Here is a 15,594-nt window from a genome sequence, read left to right as displayed (position 1 = left end):
TGTCACCACCCCGTGCGAGGATCGAACAGCGGAGAGACACGTGCAAGCGAAGGGGTTCAGCAATGGCCAGCAAGCCGCCCAAGAGTGATCCGGTCCAGGACGCACCGCAGGTCGCCGACCCCAAGCACGCCGCGGCCGGACTGCCCGCCATCGGCCACACCCTGCGCATCGCCCAGCAGCAGATGGGCGTCCGCCGCACCGCGCTGACCCTCCTGCGCGTCAACCAGAAGGACGGCTTCGACTGTCCCGGCTGCGCCTGGCCCGAGCCCGAGCACCGCCATGCAGCCGAGTTCTGCGAGAACGGCGCGAAGGCGGTCGCCGAGGAAGCCACCCTGCGCCGGGTCACCCCGGAGTTCTTCGCCGCCCACACCGTGACCGACCTGGCCGGCCGCAGCGGCTACTGGCTGGGCCAGCAGGGCCGCCTCACCCACCCCATGTACCTGCCCGAGGGCGCCGACCGCTACGAACCGGTCTCCTGGGACCGCGCCTTCGACATCGTCGCCGAGGAGATCAAGGCCCTCGGCTCGCCGGACGAGGCCCTCTTCTACACCTCGGGCCGCACCAGCAACGAGGCGGCCTTCCTCTACCAGCTGTTCGCCCGCGAACTGGGCACGAACAACCTCCCCGACTGCTCCAACATGTGCCACGAGTCGTCGGGGTCCGCGCTCAACGAGACCATCGGCATCGGCAAGGGCAGCGTCCTCCTGGAGGACCTCTACAAAGCCGATCTGATCATCGTCGCCGGCCAGAACCCGGGCACCAACCACCCCCGGATGCTCTCCGCCCTGGAGAAGGCGAAGGCGAACGGCGCGCGCATCATCAGCGTCAACCCGCTGCCCGAGGCGGGCCTGGAACGCTTCAAGAACCCGCAGACGCCGCAGGGCATGCTCAAGGGCGCCGCGCTCACCGACCTGTTCCTGCAGATCCGCATCGGCGGCGACCAGGCGCTCTTCCGCCTCCTCAACAAGCTGATCCTGGACACCGAAGGCGCGGTCGACGAGGCCTTCGTCCGCGAGCACACCCACGGCTACGAGGAGTTCGTCGAGGCGGCCCGCGCCGCCGACTGGGACGAGACCCTCACCGCGACGGGCCTCACGCGCGCGGAGATCGAGCAAGCCCTCGGCATGGTCCTGGCGTCCGAGCGCACCATCGTGTGCTGGGCGATGGGCCTGACCCAGCACAAGCACTCCGTGCCCACCATCCGCGAAGTGGTCAACTTCCTCCTCCTGCGCGGCAACATCGGCCGCCCCGGCGCCGGAGTGTGCCCCGTGCGCGGCCACTCCAACGTCCAGGGCGACCGCACCATGGGCATCTTCGAACGCCCCGCACCCGCCTTCCTCGACGCCCTGGAGAAGGAGTTCGGCTTCGCCCCGCCCCGCGAACACGGCTACGACGTCGTACGGGCCATCCGCGCCCTGCGCGACGGCGACGCGAAGGTCTTCTTCGCCATGGGCGGCAACTTCGTCTCCGCCTCCCCCGACACCGAGGTCACCGAGGCGGCCATGCGCCGCGCCCGCCTCACCGTGCACGTGTCGACGAAGCTGAACCGCTCGCACGTCGTCACGGGCGCGCGTGCGCTGATCCTGCCGACGCTCGGCCGTACCGAGCGCGACCTCCAGGGCAGTGGCGAGCAGTTCGTGACGGTCGAGGACTCCATGGGCATGGTGCACGCCTCCCGGGGCCGCCTGGACCCGGCGAGCACGCATCTGCTGTCCGAGCCGGCCATCGTCTGCCGACTGGCCCGGCGCGTCCTGGGCGTGGAGTCCCGCACGCCCTGGGAGGAGTTCGAGAAGGACTACGCCACGGTCCGTGACCGCATCGCGCGCGTGATCACCGGCTTCGAGAACTTCAACGCGCGCGTGGCCGACCCGTCGGGCTTCGCCCTCCCCCACGCCCCGCGCGACGAACGCCGCTTCCCGACGGCCACCGGCAAGGCGAACTTCACCGCGGCGCCCGTCGAGTTCCCGAAGCTTCCCGAAGGCCGCCTGCTGCTGCAGACCCTGCGCTCGCACGACCAGTACAACACCACGATCTACGGCCTGGACGACCGCTACCGGGGCATCAAGAACGGCCGCCGGGTCGTCCTGGTGAACCCCGAGGACGCGCGCGTACTCGGGGTCGCCGACGGCTCGTACGTCGACCTCGTGAGCGAGTGGAAGGACGGCGTCGAGCGCCGGGCGCCCGGGTTCCGGATCGTGTTCTACCCGACGGCCCGCGGCTGCGCGGCGGCCTACTACCCGGAGACCAACGTCCTGGTCCCGCTGGACGCCACCGCGGACACCAGCAACACCCCGGCCAGCAAGTCCGTGGTCGTGCGTCTGGAACAATCGGCCACCGACTGAGCGTTCGCTCAGTGGACGGACACAGGCGGGCGGAAGCCGCAGCCGATCACGAAGAACGGAGCCGGGCCCGATGGGTGAGCAGCAGCACGTGAGGTTCCCGCAAGAGGTCATAGACGAGTACACGGCGCTCGGTATCGACGTGGTCGCCATGTTCTCCGCGGGACACCTCGGCAACCGGATGGGCGTCCAGATCGTCGAGGCGTCGGCCGACCGTGTCGTCGGCACGATGCCCGTCGAGGGCAACACCCAGCCGTACGGGCTGCTGCACGGGGGCGCGTCCGCGGTGCTGGCCGAGACGCTGGGGTCGGTCGGCGCCATGCTCCACGGAGGCAGCTCGAAGATCGCCGTGGGCGTGGACCTGAACTGCACCCACCACCGCGGGGCCCGCTCCGGCCTGGTCACCGGCGTGGCCACACCGGTGCACCGGGGGCGCTCGACGGCGACGTACGAGGTCGTGATCACGGACGAGGCCGGCAAGCGGGTGTGCACGGCACGGCTGACGTGTCTGCTGCGGGACGCGCCTGCGGCCGGCTGAGGACGAGCCGGCCGGACGGGCCGAAATGCGGGCCCCCGTTGCTACCGTTCCCCCATGAGGCTGCGAGCATGACCGGCATCGGCCCCGTCGAGCCCGTCAACTCGTCGGACGCGCAAGAGACTTACGAAGTCATCGGTGCCGACACACCACGCCTCACGGACCGCTGGCAGGCCGCGCCGCCGCGAGTCCGCAGAGCCGTTGTCGGCACCGCCGTGCTCGCCGCCACGACAGCCGCGGTGATCGCCCTCCTGCCGCCGGAGGACTCCGCCCCCACCAGCACCCTCGTCCCCATGCCCGGGCCCGCGAACGTCACCACGTTCCGGTACACGGGTCTCGCCGCGACCTTCGACTCCACGCCCGCCAGCGGCCTGTTCCGCTTCGCGGTGACCGTGCACAGCGGGCCGCCCGTCACCCTGCGCGTCACCGGCGCCGGAGCGGAGGGTCTCACCGCCCGTATCTCGCCCGCGCAGAACTCCGCCATCGACGCCGGGACCACCCACCGGATCACCGTCCAGATATCGGTGGCCGACTGCGCCCGCCTCCCCCGCGACACCCGCCACCCATTTCTCGACGTAACGCTGCGTAACACACGCGCAATACAGCGGCACCGTTTCAACTTCGGCGGCGCCTACCCCGACGACCTCTCCGAGCTCCTCGCCCGGGCCTGCCACCCTTTGCCCCCGCGGCCAAGCACAAGGCCACAGGCAGAGGCAACCGGACGCGCTGATTCTCAAAATATGGACTGACGAAATTTCCGGCCAAAGTGGCTGAGAACCGCGTTCGCCAAGGATCATCAATCAACACGTCATAACAAGAAAGTCACAAGCAAGCCCTCCCATATGCTCCCACCCACCGAGGGGCTTAGAGTCACGGCCAGTCACCGCGCCGCCGGGCGCGTCCACAGCACGACCTGCTCCACCCAGTACGGCCCGGCGAGACACACGGCAGCCCAGCAGGGCCGCTGCGCCAGGGAGAGGATTTAATCGTGCGTCAGCGTTCTTTCGTCGTACTCACCTCCATGCTCACCACCGGAGCACTCGCACTGACCGCCTGCGGTTCGCGCGACGACAAGGGAGATGACACCGACAAAAAGACCGAGATCATCATCGGCGTAGACGCCCCGCTGACCGGCCAGAACTCCGCCACCGGCCTCGGCATCCAGGGTGGTGTGCAGATCGCCGTCGACGACGCCAACAAGAACAACACCGTCCCCGGCGTGACCTTCAAGGTCGTCGCCCTCGACGACAAGGCGATCCCGGCCCAGGGCCAGTCGAACGCCACCCAGCTCGTCAGCAACGACAAGGTCCTCGGCGTCGTCGGCCCGCTGAACTCCGGCGTCGCCACCCAGATGCAGCAGGTCTTCGCCACCGCCAACCTGGTCCAGGTCTCGCCCTCCAACACGGCGCCCGAGCTCACCCAGGGCAAGAACTGGCAGACGACGAAGACGCGCCCCTTCAAGACGTACTTCCGCACCGCCACCACCGACGCCCTCCAGGGCGGCTTCGCGGCCGACTACGCGTACAACACGCTGAAGAAGCGCAACGTCTTCATCGTCGACGACAAGCAGACCTACGGCGCCGGCCTGGCCAAGCTCTTCAAGGCCGGCTTCACCGGCGCCGGCGGCAAGGTGGCCGGCGACGACCACGTCAACACCGGCGACACCGACTTCTCGGCCCTCGTCACCAAGATCAAGAACTCCAAGGCCGACCTCGTCTACTACGGCGGCCAGTACGACGAGTCGGAGAAGCTCACCAAGCAGCTCAAGGACGGTGGCGCCAAGATCCCGCTGTTCGGCGGCGACGGCATGTTCTCCGACACCTACATCCAGACCTCCGGCAAGACCTCCGAAGGCGACCTCGTCACCTCCGTCGGCCAGCCCGTCGACTCCCTCGCCTCCGCCGCGGACTTCATCAAGAAGTACAAGGCCTCCGGCCTCAAGGGCGACTACGGCACCTACGGTGGCTACTCCTACGACGCCGCCACCGCCATCATCAAGGCGATCGGCAACGTCGTTAAGGACGGCAAGGTCCCGGACGGCGCCCGCGCCAAGATCGTCGACGAGGTGCAGAAGACCAAGTTCGACGGCATCGCCGGCCCCGTCTCCTTCGACGAGTACGGTGACACGACCAACAAGCAGCTCACCGTCTACCAGGTCGTCGACGGCAAGTGGAAGGCCGTCAAGAGCGGCACGTTCAACGGCTGATCCCCACCGCCGCTAGCACCACCCCGGGCCGCGCGGCCATGACCACACGTCACCGCGCGGCCCGTTCCACGCCCTGCTCACTCCCACCACCCACATGGAGGCCATGCGGTGAACACTCTGCCGCAGCAGCTGGCCAACGGGCTGTTCCTCGGCTCGATGTACGGGCTGATCGCCATCGGTTACACGATGGTGTACGGCATCGTCCAGCTCATCAACTTCGCCCATGGCGAGATCTTCATGACCGGCGGCTTCGGCGCACTCACGGTCTATCTCTACGTTCTGCCCAATGGCACATCCATGTGGCTAGCCCTGCCGGCCATGCTCATCGGCGGCGGAATCGTCTCCGTCCTCATCGCCGTCGGAGCCGAACGCTTCGCCTACCGACCACTGCGCGGAGCACCACGCCTGGCACCCCTCATCACCGCCATCGGCCTCTCCCTCGCCCTCCAGCAGGTTGTCTTCAACGGGTACCCCGACGCCAAGACCGACATCAACTTCCCCCAGCTCCCCTTCGGTCCCTGGCACCTCGGCTCCGTCAGCATCAGCAGCGGCTCGGTGTTCGTCATCGTCGCCGCCCCCCTCTGCATGGCGGCCCTCGCCCTCTTCGTCAACCTCTCCCGCACCGGCCGCGCCATGCAGGCCACCGCGCAGGACCCCGACACCGCACAGCTCATGGGCATCGACACCAACCGCATCATCGTGATCGCCTTCGCCATCGGCGGGTTCTTCGCAGCGGTCGCCGCGGTCGCCTACGGCCTGCGCTACGGCTCGGTCAAGTACGACATGGGCTTCCAGATGGGCCTCAAGGCCTTCACCGCCGCCGTCCTCGGCGGCATCGGCAACATCTACGGCGCCATGCTCGGCGGCCTCGTCCTCGGCCTCGCCGAGACCATGGCCACCTCCTACATCGACGGCATTCCCGGTATGCAGCAGCTCGGCGGCGGCGGCTGGGCCTCCGTATGGGCCTTCGTCCTGCTCATCCTCGTCCTGCTGTTCAGGCCACAAGGCCTGGTCGGCGAACGCGTCGCGGACAGGGCGTGACCACCATGGCAACCACCGAGAAAACCACAGCCACCCCGCGCGGCCTCATCGCACTCCCGCAGAACGCCGCCCGCGCCCTCGTCGCCATAGGCGCCGTCGGCACCATCGCCAGCACGTTCATGTCCTGGACCTACACGTCCGAATTCCCCGGGGACCTCACCTACTACGGCTCCCCCGCCGGACTCCAGATCCTCGCCCTCGTCGCCGGCGTCCTCACCCTCCTGTACGCGCTCACCCTCTGGAACGTACGCGGCCTCAACTGGCTCAACCCGGCAGGCGCCACCGCGCCCGTCGCCCTCGCCGCCACCTCCGCGTTCGCCGTCAGCTGGTTCACCGCCATCGCCATCGCCGTCGACCTCAAGGGCCTCGTAGCCCTCGACCCCGGCGCCTACATCGCCGCGATCGCCTCACTCGCGGCCCTCCTCGGCGCCCTCGCGCTCCCCCAGCCCGGCGACACTGCCAAGAGCTACCTCACCAAGCCGGAGAACATCCCCGCAGCGGGCAGGCTCCCCGGCTGGGTCGAACGCCTGGTGATCTCCGCGGCCACTGCCGTCGCCCTGGTCGTCTTCGCCTACGGCATCGGCGTCGACCCCGAGGCCAGCGAAACGTTCCTTGGCTATCTGCTGCTTGTCGTCTTCGGCGCCTGGGCACTCCTCACCGCCGGACTCTTCGACCGCCTCGCGGTACTCAACGCCCGCCACAAGGGCTTCGCCACCTCCATGGCGTTCCTCGCCGCGGCACTCTTCCCCTTCGTCGAGAACGACGAACACAACTCCAACCTCGGCGTGAACATCCTCGTCGTCGCCACCGTCGCCCTCGGCCTCAACATCGTCGTCGGCCTCACCGGCCTCCTCGACCTCGGATACGTCGCCTTCCTCGGCGTCGGCGCCTACGCCGCAGCCCTCGTCTCCGGCTCCGAGTTCTCCCGGTTCTCCGGCGTCCAGTTCCCCTTCTGGGCCGCCATGCTCACCGGCATGCTCGCCTCACTCGTCTTCGGCGTCCTCATCGGCGCCCCCACCCTGCGACTGCGCGGCGACTACCTCGCCATCGTCACCCTGGGCTTCGGAGAGATCTTCCGCATCACCGTCAACAACCTCGACGGCACCTCCGGCCCCAACATCACCAACGGCCCCAACGGCATCTCGATGATCCCCGACCTGGAGATCTTCGGCTTCAACTTCGGAACCTCGCACGACATCGGCTCGATCACCCTCGGCCGGTTCGCGAACTACTTCCTGCTGATGCTGATCATCACCGCGATCGTCGTGGTCGTCTTCAACAGGGCCGCGGACTCCCGCATCGGCCGCTCCTGGATCGCCATCCGCGAGGACGAGACGGCCGCCACCGCCATGGGCATCAACGGCTTCCGCGTCAAGCTCATCGCCTTCGCACTCGGCGCCTCCCTCGCCGGCCTCGCCGGCACCGTCAGCGCCCACGTCGGCTACAGCGTCAACCCCGCCCCCTACCAGTTCGCCGGCTCCGTACCGCCGAACTCCGCCTTCCTGCTCGCCGCGGTCGTCCTCGGCGGCATGGGCACCGTCGGCGGCCCCATCCTCGGCGCCACCCTCCTCTACCTCCTCCCTGAGAAGCTCGGCTTCCTCAAGGAGTACCAGCTTCTCGCCTTTGGCATCGCCCTCGTGATCCTCATGCGCTTCCGGCCCGAAGGCATCATCGCCAACCGGCGCCGCCAGCTCGAATTCCACGACACAGGCCAACTCGACATCCCCGAAGACGGCCTCCCCGACACCACCGTCGGCGTCACCAAGGCAGGGGCGTGACCCGCATGACCACCACCACGGCCACCAGCCCCGTCCTCGAAGCAACCGGCGTCACCATGCGCTTCGGCGGCCTCACCGCCGTACGCAACGTCGACCTCACCGTCAACACCGGCGAGATCGTCGGCCTCATCGGCCCCAACGGCGCGGGCAAGACCACCTTCTTCAACTGCCTCACCGGCCTCTACGTCCCCACCGAGGGCACAGTCGCCTACAAGGGCAAGGTCCTCCCGCCCAAGCCCCACCTGGTCACCAGCGCCGGCATCGCCCGCACCTTCCAGAACATCCGGCTCTTCGCCAACATGACCGTCCTGGAAAACGTCCTCGTGGGCCGCCACACCCGCACCAAGGAAGGCCTCTGGTCGGCCCTCCTGCGCGGCCCCGGCTTCCGCAAGGCCGAAGCCGCCTCCCGCGAACGCGCCATGGAACTCCTCGAGTTCATCGGCCTCGCCCACAAGGCCGACCACCTCTCCCGCAACCTCCCCTACGGCGAACAGCGCAAGCTCGAAATCGCCCGGGCCATGGCCAGCGAACCCGGCCTCCTCCTCCTGGACGAGCCCACCGCCGGCATGAACCCCCAGGAGACCCGCGCGACCGAAGACCTCGTCTTCGCCATCCGCGACCGAGGCATCGCCGTCCTCGTCATCGAGCACGACATGCGCTTCATCTTCAACCTCAGCGACCGCGTCGCCTGTCTCGTCCAAGGCGAAAAACTCGTCGAAGGCACCTCCGACGTCGTCCAGAACGACGACCGCGTCATCGCCGCCTACCTCGGCACCCCCTTCGAAGGCGCCCCCGGCGCCGAGGAGATCGCCGAAGTCGAAGCCGCCGAGGCCTCCGGAGCGAAGAGCACCACCAGCACGGAAGGACCCGCCCAGTGACCGCCCTGCTCGAGGTCGAGGACCTCAAGGTCGCCTACGGCAAGATCGAAGCCGTCAAGGGCATCTCCTTCACCGTCGAAGCCGGCCAGATCGTCACCCTCATCGGCACGAACGGCGCCGGCAAGACCACCACCCTGCGCACCCTCTCCGGGCTCCTCAAGCCCAGCAGCGGCCGCGTCATCTTCGACGGCAAGCCACTCACCGGCATCCCCGCCCACAAGATCGTCGCCCTGGGCCTCGCCCACTCCCCCGAGGGACGCCACATCTTCCCCCGGCTGACGATCACCGAGAACCTCCAGCTCGGCGCGTTCCTGCGCACCGACAAGGCAGGCATCGAGAAGGACATCCAGCGCGCCTACGACCTCTTCCCCATCCTGGGCGAACGCAGGAAGCAGGCAGCGGGCACCCTCTCCGGCGGCGAACAGCAGATGCTCGCCATGGGCCGCGCCCTGATGTCCCAGCCCAAGCTGCTCATGCTCGACGAGCCCTCCATGGGCCTCTCCCCGATCATGATGCAGAAGATCATGGCCACCATCGCCGAGCTCAAGGCCTCCGGCACGACCATCCTGCTCGTCGAGCAGAACGCCCAGGCGGCGCTCTCCCTCGCCGACCAGGGACACGTCATGGAGGTCGGCAACATCGTGCTCTCCGGCACCGGCGACCACCTGCTTCACGACGACTCGGTCCGCAAGGCGTACCTGGGCGAGGACTGACGCCCCAGGACGGTATGTACGAGGAGGCCCGCACCCCCGGCCGGGGGTGCGGGCCTCCTCGTACACCTGGGCGACTCTGTGGCTGCGTCAGCCCTTGGCCGCCTTCTTCTCCTCGGCGTCCGCGATGACCGCCTCCGCGACCTGCTGCATCGACATACGCCGGTCCATCGACGTCTTCTGGATCCAACGGAACGCGGCGGGCTCCGACAGCCCGTACTCCGTCTGCAGAACCGACTTGGCGCGGTCGACCAGCTTGCGGGTCTCCAGGCGCTGGGTGAGGTCCGCGATCTCCTTCTCCAGCGTCCGCAGCTCGTTGAACCGCGACACGGCCATCTCGATCGCCGGTACGACGTCGCTCTTGCTGAACGGCTTCACCAGGTACGCCATGGCCCCGGCGTCCCTGGCCCGCTCGACGAGGTCGCGCTGCGAGAAGGCGGTGAGCATCAGCACGGGCGCGATGGACTCGGCGGCGATCTTCTCGGCCGCCGAGATGCCGTCGAGCTTCGGCATCTTCACGTCGAGGATGACGAGGTCGGGCCGGTGCTCGCGGGCGAGCTCCACGGCCTCCTCGCCGTCGCCGGCCTCACCGACGACGGAGTAGCCCTCCTCTTCGAGCATCTCCTTGAGATCGAGCCGAATGAGCGCCTCGTCCTCGGCGATGACGACACGGGTCGTCAGCGGAGGCACGTGCGACTTGTCGTCGTCGGGCGCGTCTGCGGGCTGGGGCGACTCGGGGGCGGTCACGGGGGCTCCTTGATCAGGGCAGGGGCGCTGCTGAACAGCAGCGTACCTAGCTGCACCTCCCTACGGTGACCCGGTACACTCCTTCGTAGCTCGCCTGCCAGCCCGGTTGGAGGAATTGGCGATACTCGCGGTGCTCAAACCACCGTGCCTTCGGGCATGTGGGTTCGAATCCCACACCGGGCACTTGGAAGCGGAGGTTCACGTTCTCGTGAACCTCCGCTTTTTACTGCGTTCCGTCGCGATCAGTGACCCAGAGTGTTCGCATGAACTTTCACGGCACTGACGTGCGACAGAAGGCGGTCACACTCGTGCGCGGCGGCATGCGAAACGCAGATGTCGCACGGCAACTCAATGTTCCTGCGGGCACTGTCGGTAAGTGGCTCCACATGGATCGCGCAAAGCGCGGGGAGTGCCCCGGGCGAACAGCGCCGAAGTGCCCTCGATGCCATGACCGCGACCTGGACGCGGTTGCGTACGCCTACTTGCTGGGCCTCTATCTGGGCGATGGGTACATCGCCCAGTGGTCCGGTAGCCGGAGCCCCAGTCTCGTGATCACCTGCGACGACTCCTGGCCTGGCCTCATGGACGAATGTGAGCAGGCCATGCGCGCGGTCTTCCCCAGCAACTCGGTCTGCCGCGCCCGCAAGATCGGCTGCCACGACGTGAAACTCTGTTCCAACCACCTTCGCTGCCTGTTCCCGCAGCATGGCCCAGGCAAGAAACACGAGCGCCGGATCGTTCTCGAGAACTGGCAGCAAGCCATCGTCGACTCGCACCCGTGGGAGTTCCTCCGCGGCCTCATCCACTCCGACGGCTGCCGAATCATCAACTGGACCGAGAAGCTCATCGCAGGTGAACGCAAGCGCTACGAGTACCCGCGCTACTTCTTCACGAACCTCTCCCCCGACATCAAGCGGCTCTACACCGACACCCTCGACAAAGTCGGCGTCAGCTGGAAACGACCGAACGCCAAGAACATCTCCGTCGCCCGCAAAGCCTCCGTAGCCCTCATGGACGCCCACGTAGGCCCCAAGCACTAAACCAAAAAAGGGCCCCTCCACCCAGGAAGGGCCCTTCATTCAGCGCCTACTTCGGGCTGTCGTCCTCGCCGATGTGGTGGACCCTGACCAGGTTCGTCGAGCCGGAGACCCCGGGGGGTGAGCCTGCCGTGATCACCACCACGTCGCCCTTCTGGCACCGTCCGTACTTCAGCAGCAGCTCGTCCACCTGGTACATCATCGCGTCCGTGGACTCGACATGCGGGCCGAGGTACGTCTCCACGCCCCACGTCAGACTCAGCTGAGAGCGCGTCGCCGGGTCCGGGGTGAAGGCCAGAAGCGGGATCGGGGACCTGTAGCGGGACAGTCGCTTCACCGTGTCGCCGGACTGGGTGAACGCCACCAGGAACTTCGCGCCGAGGAAGTCGCCCATCTCCGCTGCCGCCCGGGCCACCGCGCCGCCCTGGGTGCGGGGCTTGTTGCGGTCCGTGAGGGGAGGCAGGCCCTTGGCCAGGATGTCCTCCTCGGCCGCCTCCACGATCTTCGCCATCGTGCGTACCGTCTCGATCGCGTACTTGCCCACGCTCGTCTCGCCGGACAGCATCACCGCGTCCGTGCCGTCGATCACCGCGTTGGCCACATCGCTCGCCTCCGCCCTGGTCGGGCGGGAGTTCTCGATCATCGAGTCGAGCATCTGGGTGGCGACGATGACCGGTTTGGCGTTGCGCTTCGCGAGTTTGATCGCGCGCTTCTGGACGATCGGGACCTGTTCGAGGGGCATTTCGACGCCGAGGTCGCCGCGGGCGACCATGATGCCGTCGAAGGCGGCGACGATGTCGTCGATGGCGTCGACGGCCTGGGGCTTCTCGACCTTGGCGATGACGGGGAGGCGGCGGTGTTCCTCGTCCATGATGCGGTGGACGTCGTCGATGTCGCGTCCGCTGCGGACGAAGGAGAGGGCGATGACGTCGAAGCCGGTGCGCAGGGCCCAGCGCAGGTCCGCTTCGTCCTTGTCGGAGAGTGCGGGAACCGAGACCGCTACGCCGGGGAGGTTGAGGCCCTTGTGGTCGGAGACGACTCCGCCTTCGACGACCTTGGTGTGGACGCGGGGCCCGTCGACGGCGGTGACTTCGAGGCAGACCTTGCCGTCGTCGACGAGGACGCGTTCGCCGGGGGTGACGTCGGCGGCGAGGCCCGCGTAGGTGGTTCCGCAGGTGTGGCGGTCGCCCTCGACGCCTTCTTCCACGGTGATGGTGAAGGTGTCGCCGCGTTCGAGGAGTACGGGGCCTTCGGTGAAGCGGCCGAGCCGGATCTTCGGGCCTTGAAGGTCGGCGAGGAGGCCGATACTGCGGCCGGTTTCGTCGGCGGCCTTGCGGACGTGCTGGTAACGCACCTCGTGTTCGGCGTAGGAGCCGTGGCTGAGGTTGAAGCGGGCCACGTCCATTCCGGCCTCGACCAGTGCCTTGATCTGGTCGTACGAGTCGGTGGCGGGGCCCAGGGTACAGACGATCTTTGCTCGGCGCATAGTTCGAGCGTAGGCCTTACCGGTGGGTAGCGAATTGGCCCGGCATGACGACTCAACAACCGTTGGGTGAAGGGTTGTTGACAACTGTTGAATTGGGCGAGGGGGTGCTCCGATGAGCGTTTCGGGGCCCCGGTTCACAGGTTCGGCGGCACCATCGTGAAGCGTGCGTTCACCTGTGCGAAGACTTGTTGGCGCTGTGGTTCGAGGTCGAGGGGTGCTGCCTCGTCCGCGACCTCGGCGCCGGCGAAGGCGGCGCGGCGCAGGGAGCGGGACTGGACTCCGTACTCCATGGGCTGTGCGGCCTCCGCGCCGACGTCCGCCAGTTCGACGAGGGCGGCGAGGGTGGTGCCGAGGGCCTCGGCGTATTCGCGGGCTCGTTGGACGGCTTCTCGTACGGCCTGTCGGCGGGCGTCGCGGTGGGCCGGGGAGTCGGGGCGCAGGGCCCACCAGGGGCCGTCGACGCGGGTGAGGTCGAGGTCGGCGAGGCGGCTGGTCAGTTCGCCGAGGGCGGTGAAGTCGGTGAGGTCGGCGGTGAGGTGGACGCGGCCGTGGTAGGCGCGGACGCGTTCGGCGCGGCCGTGTCTGGTGAGTTCGGGGGCGATGGAGAAGGCTCCCGTTTCGAGGCGTTCCACTGCGTCGCCGTAGGTTTTCACCAGGTCGAGGACGGTGGTGTTGCGGCGGGTGAGGTCGTCCAGTGCGGAGCGGCGGTCGGTGCCTCTTGCGCTGACGGTGATGCCGATGCGGGCGATCTCGGGGTCGACTTCGAGGTGGGCTTCGCCGCGGACGGCGATGCGGGGGGCGTCGGGGGTGCCGTAGGGGAAGGCGGTCGTGGGGGCTGTGGGGTTCTCCGGGGTGGAGGTCATGTGCCCACTGTGTCACTCGTTCGGTGGTCGCGGACGGTGTTGTGGGGTCTGCCGGTCACCAGATCGAAACCTTCGGGGGCTGTTGCCGCCGGTCATGCTCGGGTCAGAATCTACGCGCGTCGTTGACCATTCCCCAAGGAGCACGAAACATGCCGTTGAACCGCCGGAAGTTCCTGAAGAAGTCCGCTGTGACGGGAGCGGGGGTGGCGCTGACCGGTGCTGTCGTGGCTCCGGCGGCGGAGGCCGCGGAGGGGAGGAAGCCTGTGAAGCCTTCGAAGCCGCTGAAGCGGTACTCGCTGACCGTGATGGGGACGACGGATCTGCACGGGCACATCTTCAACTGGGACTACTTCAAGAACGCGGAGTACTCCGACGCGAAGGGCAACGCGCAGGGGCTGGCCCGTATCTCGACGTTGGTGGAGCAGGTCCGCAGGGAGAAGGGGCGTTGCAACACGCTGCTGCTCGACGCGGGCGACACGATTCAGGGCACTCCGCTGACGTACTACTACGCGAAGGTGGACCCGATCACCGCGAAGGGTGGTCCGGTGCATCCGATGGCGCAGGCGATGAACGCCATCGGGTACGACGCGGTGGCGCTCGGGAACCACGAGTTCAACTACGGCATCGAGACGCTGCGCAAGTTCGAGTCGCAGTGCCGTTTCCCGCTGCTGGGTGCGAACGCGCTGGACGCGAAGACGCTGAAGCCGGCGTTTCCTCCGTACTTCATGAAGACGTTCCAGGTGAAGGGTGCTCCGCCGGTCAAGGTGGCGGTGCTGGGGCTGACGAACCCGGGTATCGCGATCTGGGACAAGGCGTATGTGCAGGGGAAGCTGACGTTCCCGGGTCTGGAGGAGCAGGCGGCGAAGTGGGTGCCGAAGCTGCGTTCGATGGGCGCGGATGTGGTGGTGGTGTCGGCGCACTCGGGGTCTTCGGGGACTTCTTCGTACGGTGACCAGTTGCCGTACATCGAGAACTCGGCGGCGCTGGTGGCGCAGCAGGTGCCGGGGATCGACGCGATTCTGGTCGGGCACGCGCACACGGAGATCGCCGAGCTGAAGGTCACGAACACCGCGACCGGGAAGACGGTGGTGCTGTCGGAGCCGTTGGCGTACGCGGAGCGGTTGTCGTTGTTCGATTTCGAGCTGGTCTTCGAGAAGGGGAAGTGGGCTGTCGAGTCGGTCGCGGCGAGTGTGCGTGACTCGAAGACGGTCGCGGACGATCCGAGGATCACCAAGCTGCTGAAGGACGAGCACGACGTGGTCGTGGCGTACGTCAACCAGGTGGTCGGTACGGCGACGGACACGTTGACGACGGTGGAGGCGCGTTACACGGACGCTCCGATCATCGACCTGATCACGAGGGTCCAGGAGGACGTGGTCACGGCGGCGATGGTGGGGACGTCGTATGCGTCGCTGCCGGTGATCGCGCAGGCGTCGCCGTTCTCGCGGACGTCGGAGATCCCGGCCGGTGAGGTGACCATTCGGGATCTGTCGAGTCTGTATGTGTACGACAACACGCTGGTCGCGAAGTTGCTGACGGGTGCGCAGGTGCGGGCGTACCTGGAGTACTCGGCGCAGTATTTCGTGCGGACGGCGGCGGGTGCGCCTGTCGACGTGGAGAAGTTGACGAACGCGGAGAACCGGCCGGACTACAACTACGACTATGTGTCGGGGTTGACGTACGACATCGACATCGCGCAGGCGGCGGGTTCGCGGATCAGGAACCTGGCCTACAACGGTGTGGCGCTGGATGACTCCCAGCAGTTCGTGTTCGCGGTGAACAACTACCGTGCCAACGGTGGTGGGGCGTTCCCGCATGTGGCGTCGGCGCCGGAGTTGTGGTCGGAGTCGACGGAGATCCGGACGCGGATCTCCGAGTGGGTGACGGCGAAGGGCGTGCTGAATCCGAAGGAGTTCGCGTCGGTGGACTGGAAGTTGACGCGGGACGGTACGCCGGTGTTCTAGCCGGCGTTCC

General features: G+C 67.6%; 13 protein-coding genes and 1 tRNA gene. 11 read left to right on the top strand and 3 right to left on the bottom strand.

Annotated elements, in window-relative coordinates:
- Positions 1-62 precede the first annotated feature (62 nt).
- From PV396_RS00785 to PV396_RS00750, 8 genes are all read left to right on the top strand, one after another.
- Entirely contained in the window at positions 63-2,342 is a 2,280-nt protein-coding gene (locus tag PV396_RS00785; protein ID WP_319199602.1) for an FdhF/YdeP family oxidoreductase, read from the top strand.
- Between the two features lie 70 nt (positions 2,343-2,412).
- On the top strand, positions 2,413-2,877 hold the full coding sequence (locus PV396_RS00780) for a hotdog fold thioesterase (RefSeq protein WP_319199601.1): 465 nt from the start codon (positions 2,413-2,415) through the stop codon (positions 2,875-2,877).
- A gap of 68 nt (positions 2,878-2,945) precedes the next feature.
- On the top strand, positions 2,946-3,623 hold the full coding sequence (locus tag PV396_RS00775; protein ID WP_319199600.1) for a hypothetical protein: 678 nt from the start codon (positions 2,946-2,948) through the stop codon (positions 3,621-3,623).
- Positions 3,624-3,895: 272 nt separating this feature from the next.
- Entirely contained in the window at positions 3,896-5,080 is a 1,185-nt protein-coding gene (locus PV396_RS00770; protein WP_416071324.1) for a branched-chain amino acid ABC transporter substrate-binding protein, read from the top strand.
- 108 nt (positions 5,081-5,188) lie between these two features.
- Positions 5,189-6,121 (top strand): branched-chain amino acid ABC transporter permease, encoded by a 933-nt coding sequence (locus PV396_RS00765; RefSeq protein WP_319199598.1) that lies wholly within the window; start codon positions 5,189-5,191, stop codon positions 6,119-6,121.
- A 5-nt stretch (positions 6,122-6,126) separates the two neighbouring features.
- The gene (locus PV396_RS00760) at positions 6,127-7,899 is read left to right on the top strand and encodes an ABC transporter permease subunit (protein WP_319199597.1); all 1,773 of its coding nucleotides are present in this window, start codon (positions 6,127-6,129) and stop codon (positions 7,897-7,899) included.
- A gap of 5 nt (positions 7,900-7,904) precedes the next feature.
- Positions 7,905-8,777, top strand: coding sequence for an ABC transporter ATP-binding protein (locus tag PV396_RS00755; protein ID WP_319199596.1), 873 nt, complete (start codon positions 7,905-7,907; stop codon positions 8,775-8,777).
- Positions 8,774-9,490: an ABC transporter ATP-binding protein gene (locus tag PV396_RS00750; RefSeq protein WP_319199595.1), complete on the top strand. Its 717-nt coding sequence runs from the start codon at positions 8,774-8,776 to the stop codon at positions 9,488-9,490. The genes PV396_RS00755 and PV396_RS00750 overlap by 4 nt, the downstream gene beginning before the upstream one ends.
- 87 nt (positions 9,491-9,577) lie before the next feature.
- Here PV396_RS00750 and PV396_RS00745 read toward each other — a convergent pair whose 3' ends face one another.
- Positions 9,578-10,234, bottom strand: a complete 657-nt coding sequence (locus PV396_RS00745) for an ANTAR domain-containing response regulator (protein ID WP_319199594.1) — start codon at positions 10,232-10,234, stop codon at positions 9,578-9,580.
- A 100-nt stretch (positions 10,235-10,334) separates the two neighbouring features.
- Between PV396_RS00745 and PV396_RS00740 the strand changes: the two genes are divergently transcribed.
- Positions 10,335-10,417, top strand: a tRNA-Leu gene (locus tag PV396_RS00740).
- Between the two features lie 80 nt (positions 10,418-10,497).
- Positions 10,498-11,274, top strand: a complete 777-nt coding sequence (locus PV396_RS00735) for a helix-turn-helix domain-containing protein (RefSeq protein ID WP_319199593.1) — start codon at positions 10,498-10,500, stop codon at positions 11,272-11,274.
- A gap of 46 nt (positions 11,275-11,320) precedes the next feature.
- Here the strand turns inward: PV396_RS00735 and pyk are convergent, their stop codons facing one another.
- Both pyk and PV396_RS00725 read right to left on the bottom strand, forming a co-directional pair.
- Positions 11,321-12,757, bottom strand: coding sequence for a pyruvate kinase (gene pyk, locus PV396_RS00730; RefSeq protein ID WP_319199592.1), 1,437 nt, complete (start codon positions 12,755-12,757; stop codon positions 11,321-11,323).
- Between the two features lie 134 nt (positions 12,758-12,891).
- Positions 12,892-13,620, bottom strand: coding sequence for an SIMPL domain-containing protein (locus tag PV396_RS00725; protein ID WP_319199591.1), 729 nt, complete (start codon positions 13,618-13,620; stop codon positions 12,892-12,894).
- 149 nt (positions 13,621-13,769) lie between these two features.
- Here PV396_RS00725 and PV396_RS00720 point away from each other — a divergent pair, with 149 nt between their 5' ends.
- Entirely contained in the window at positions 13,770-15,584 is a 1,815-nt protein-coding gene (locus tag PV396_RS00720; protein ID WP_319199590.1) for a bifunctional metallophosphatase/5'-nucleotidase, read from the top strand.
- Positions 15,585-15,594 lie beyond the last annotated feature (10 nt).

The sequence above is a fragment of the Streptomyces sp. ME02-8801-2C genome (assembly GCF_033793965.1).
GTDB lineage: Bacteria > Actinomycetota > Actinomycetes > Streptomycetales > Streptomycetaceae > Streptomyces.
Note: the sequence above shows the minus strand (reverse complement) of the source record. Positions and strands in the feature narration are given on the sequence as shown.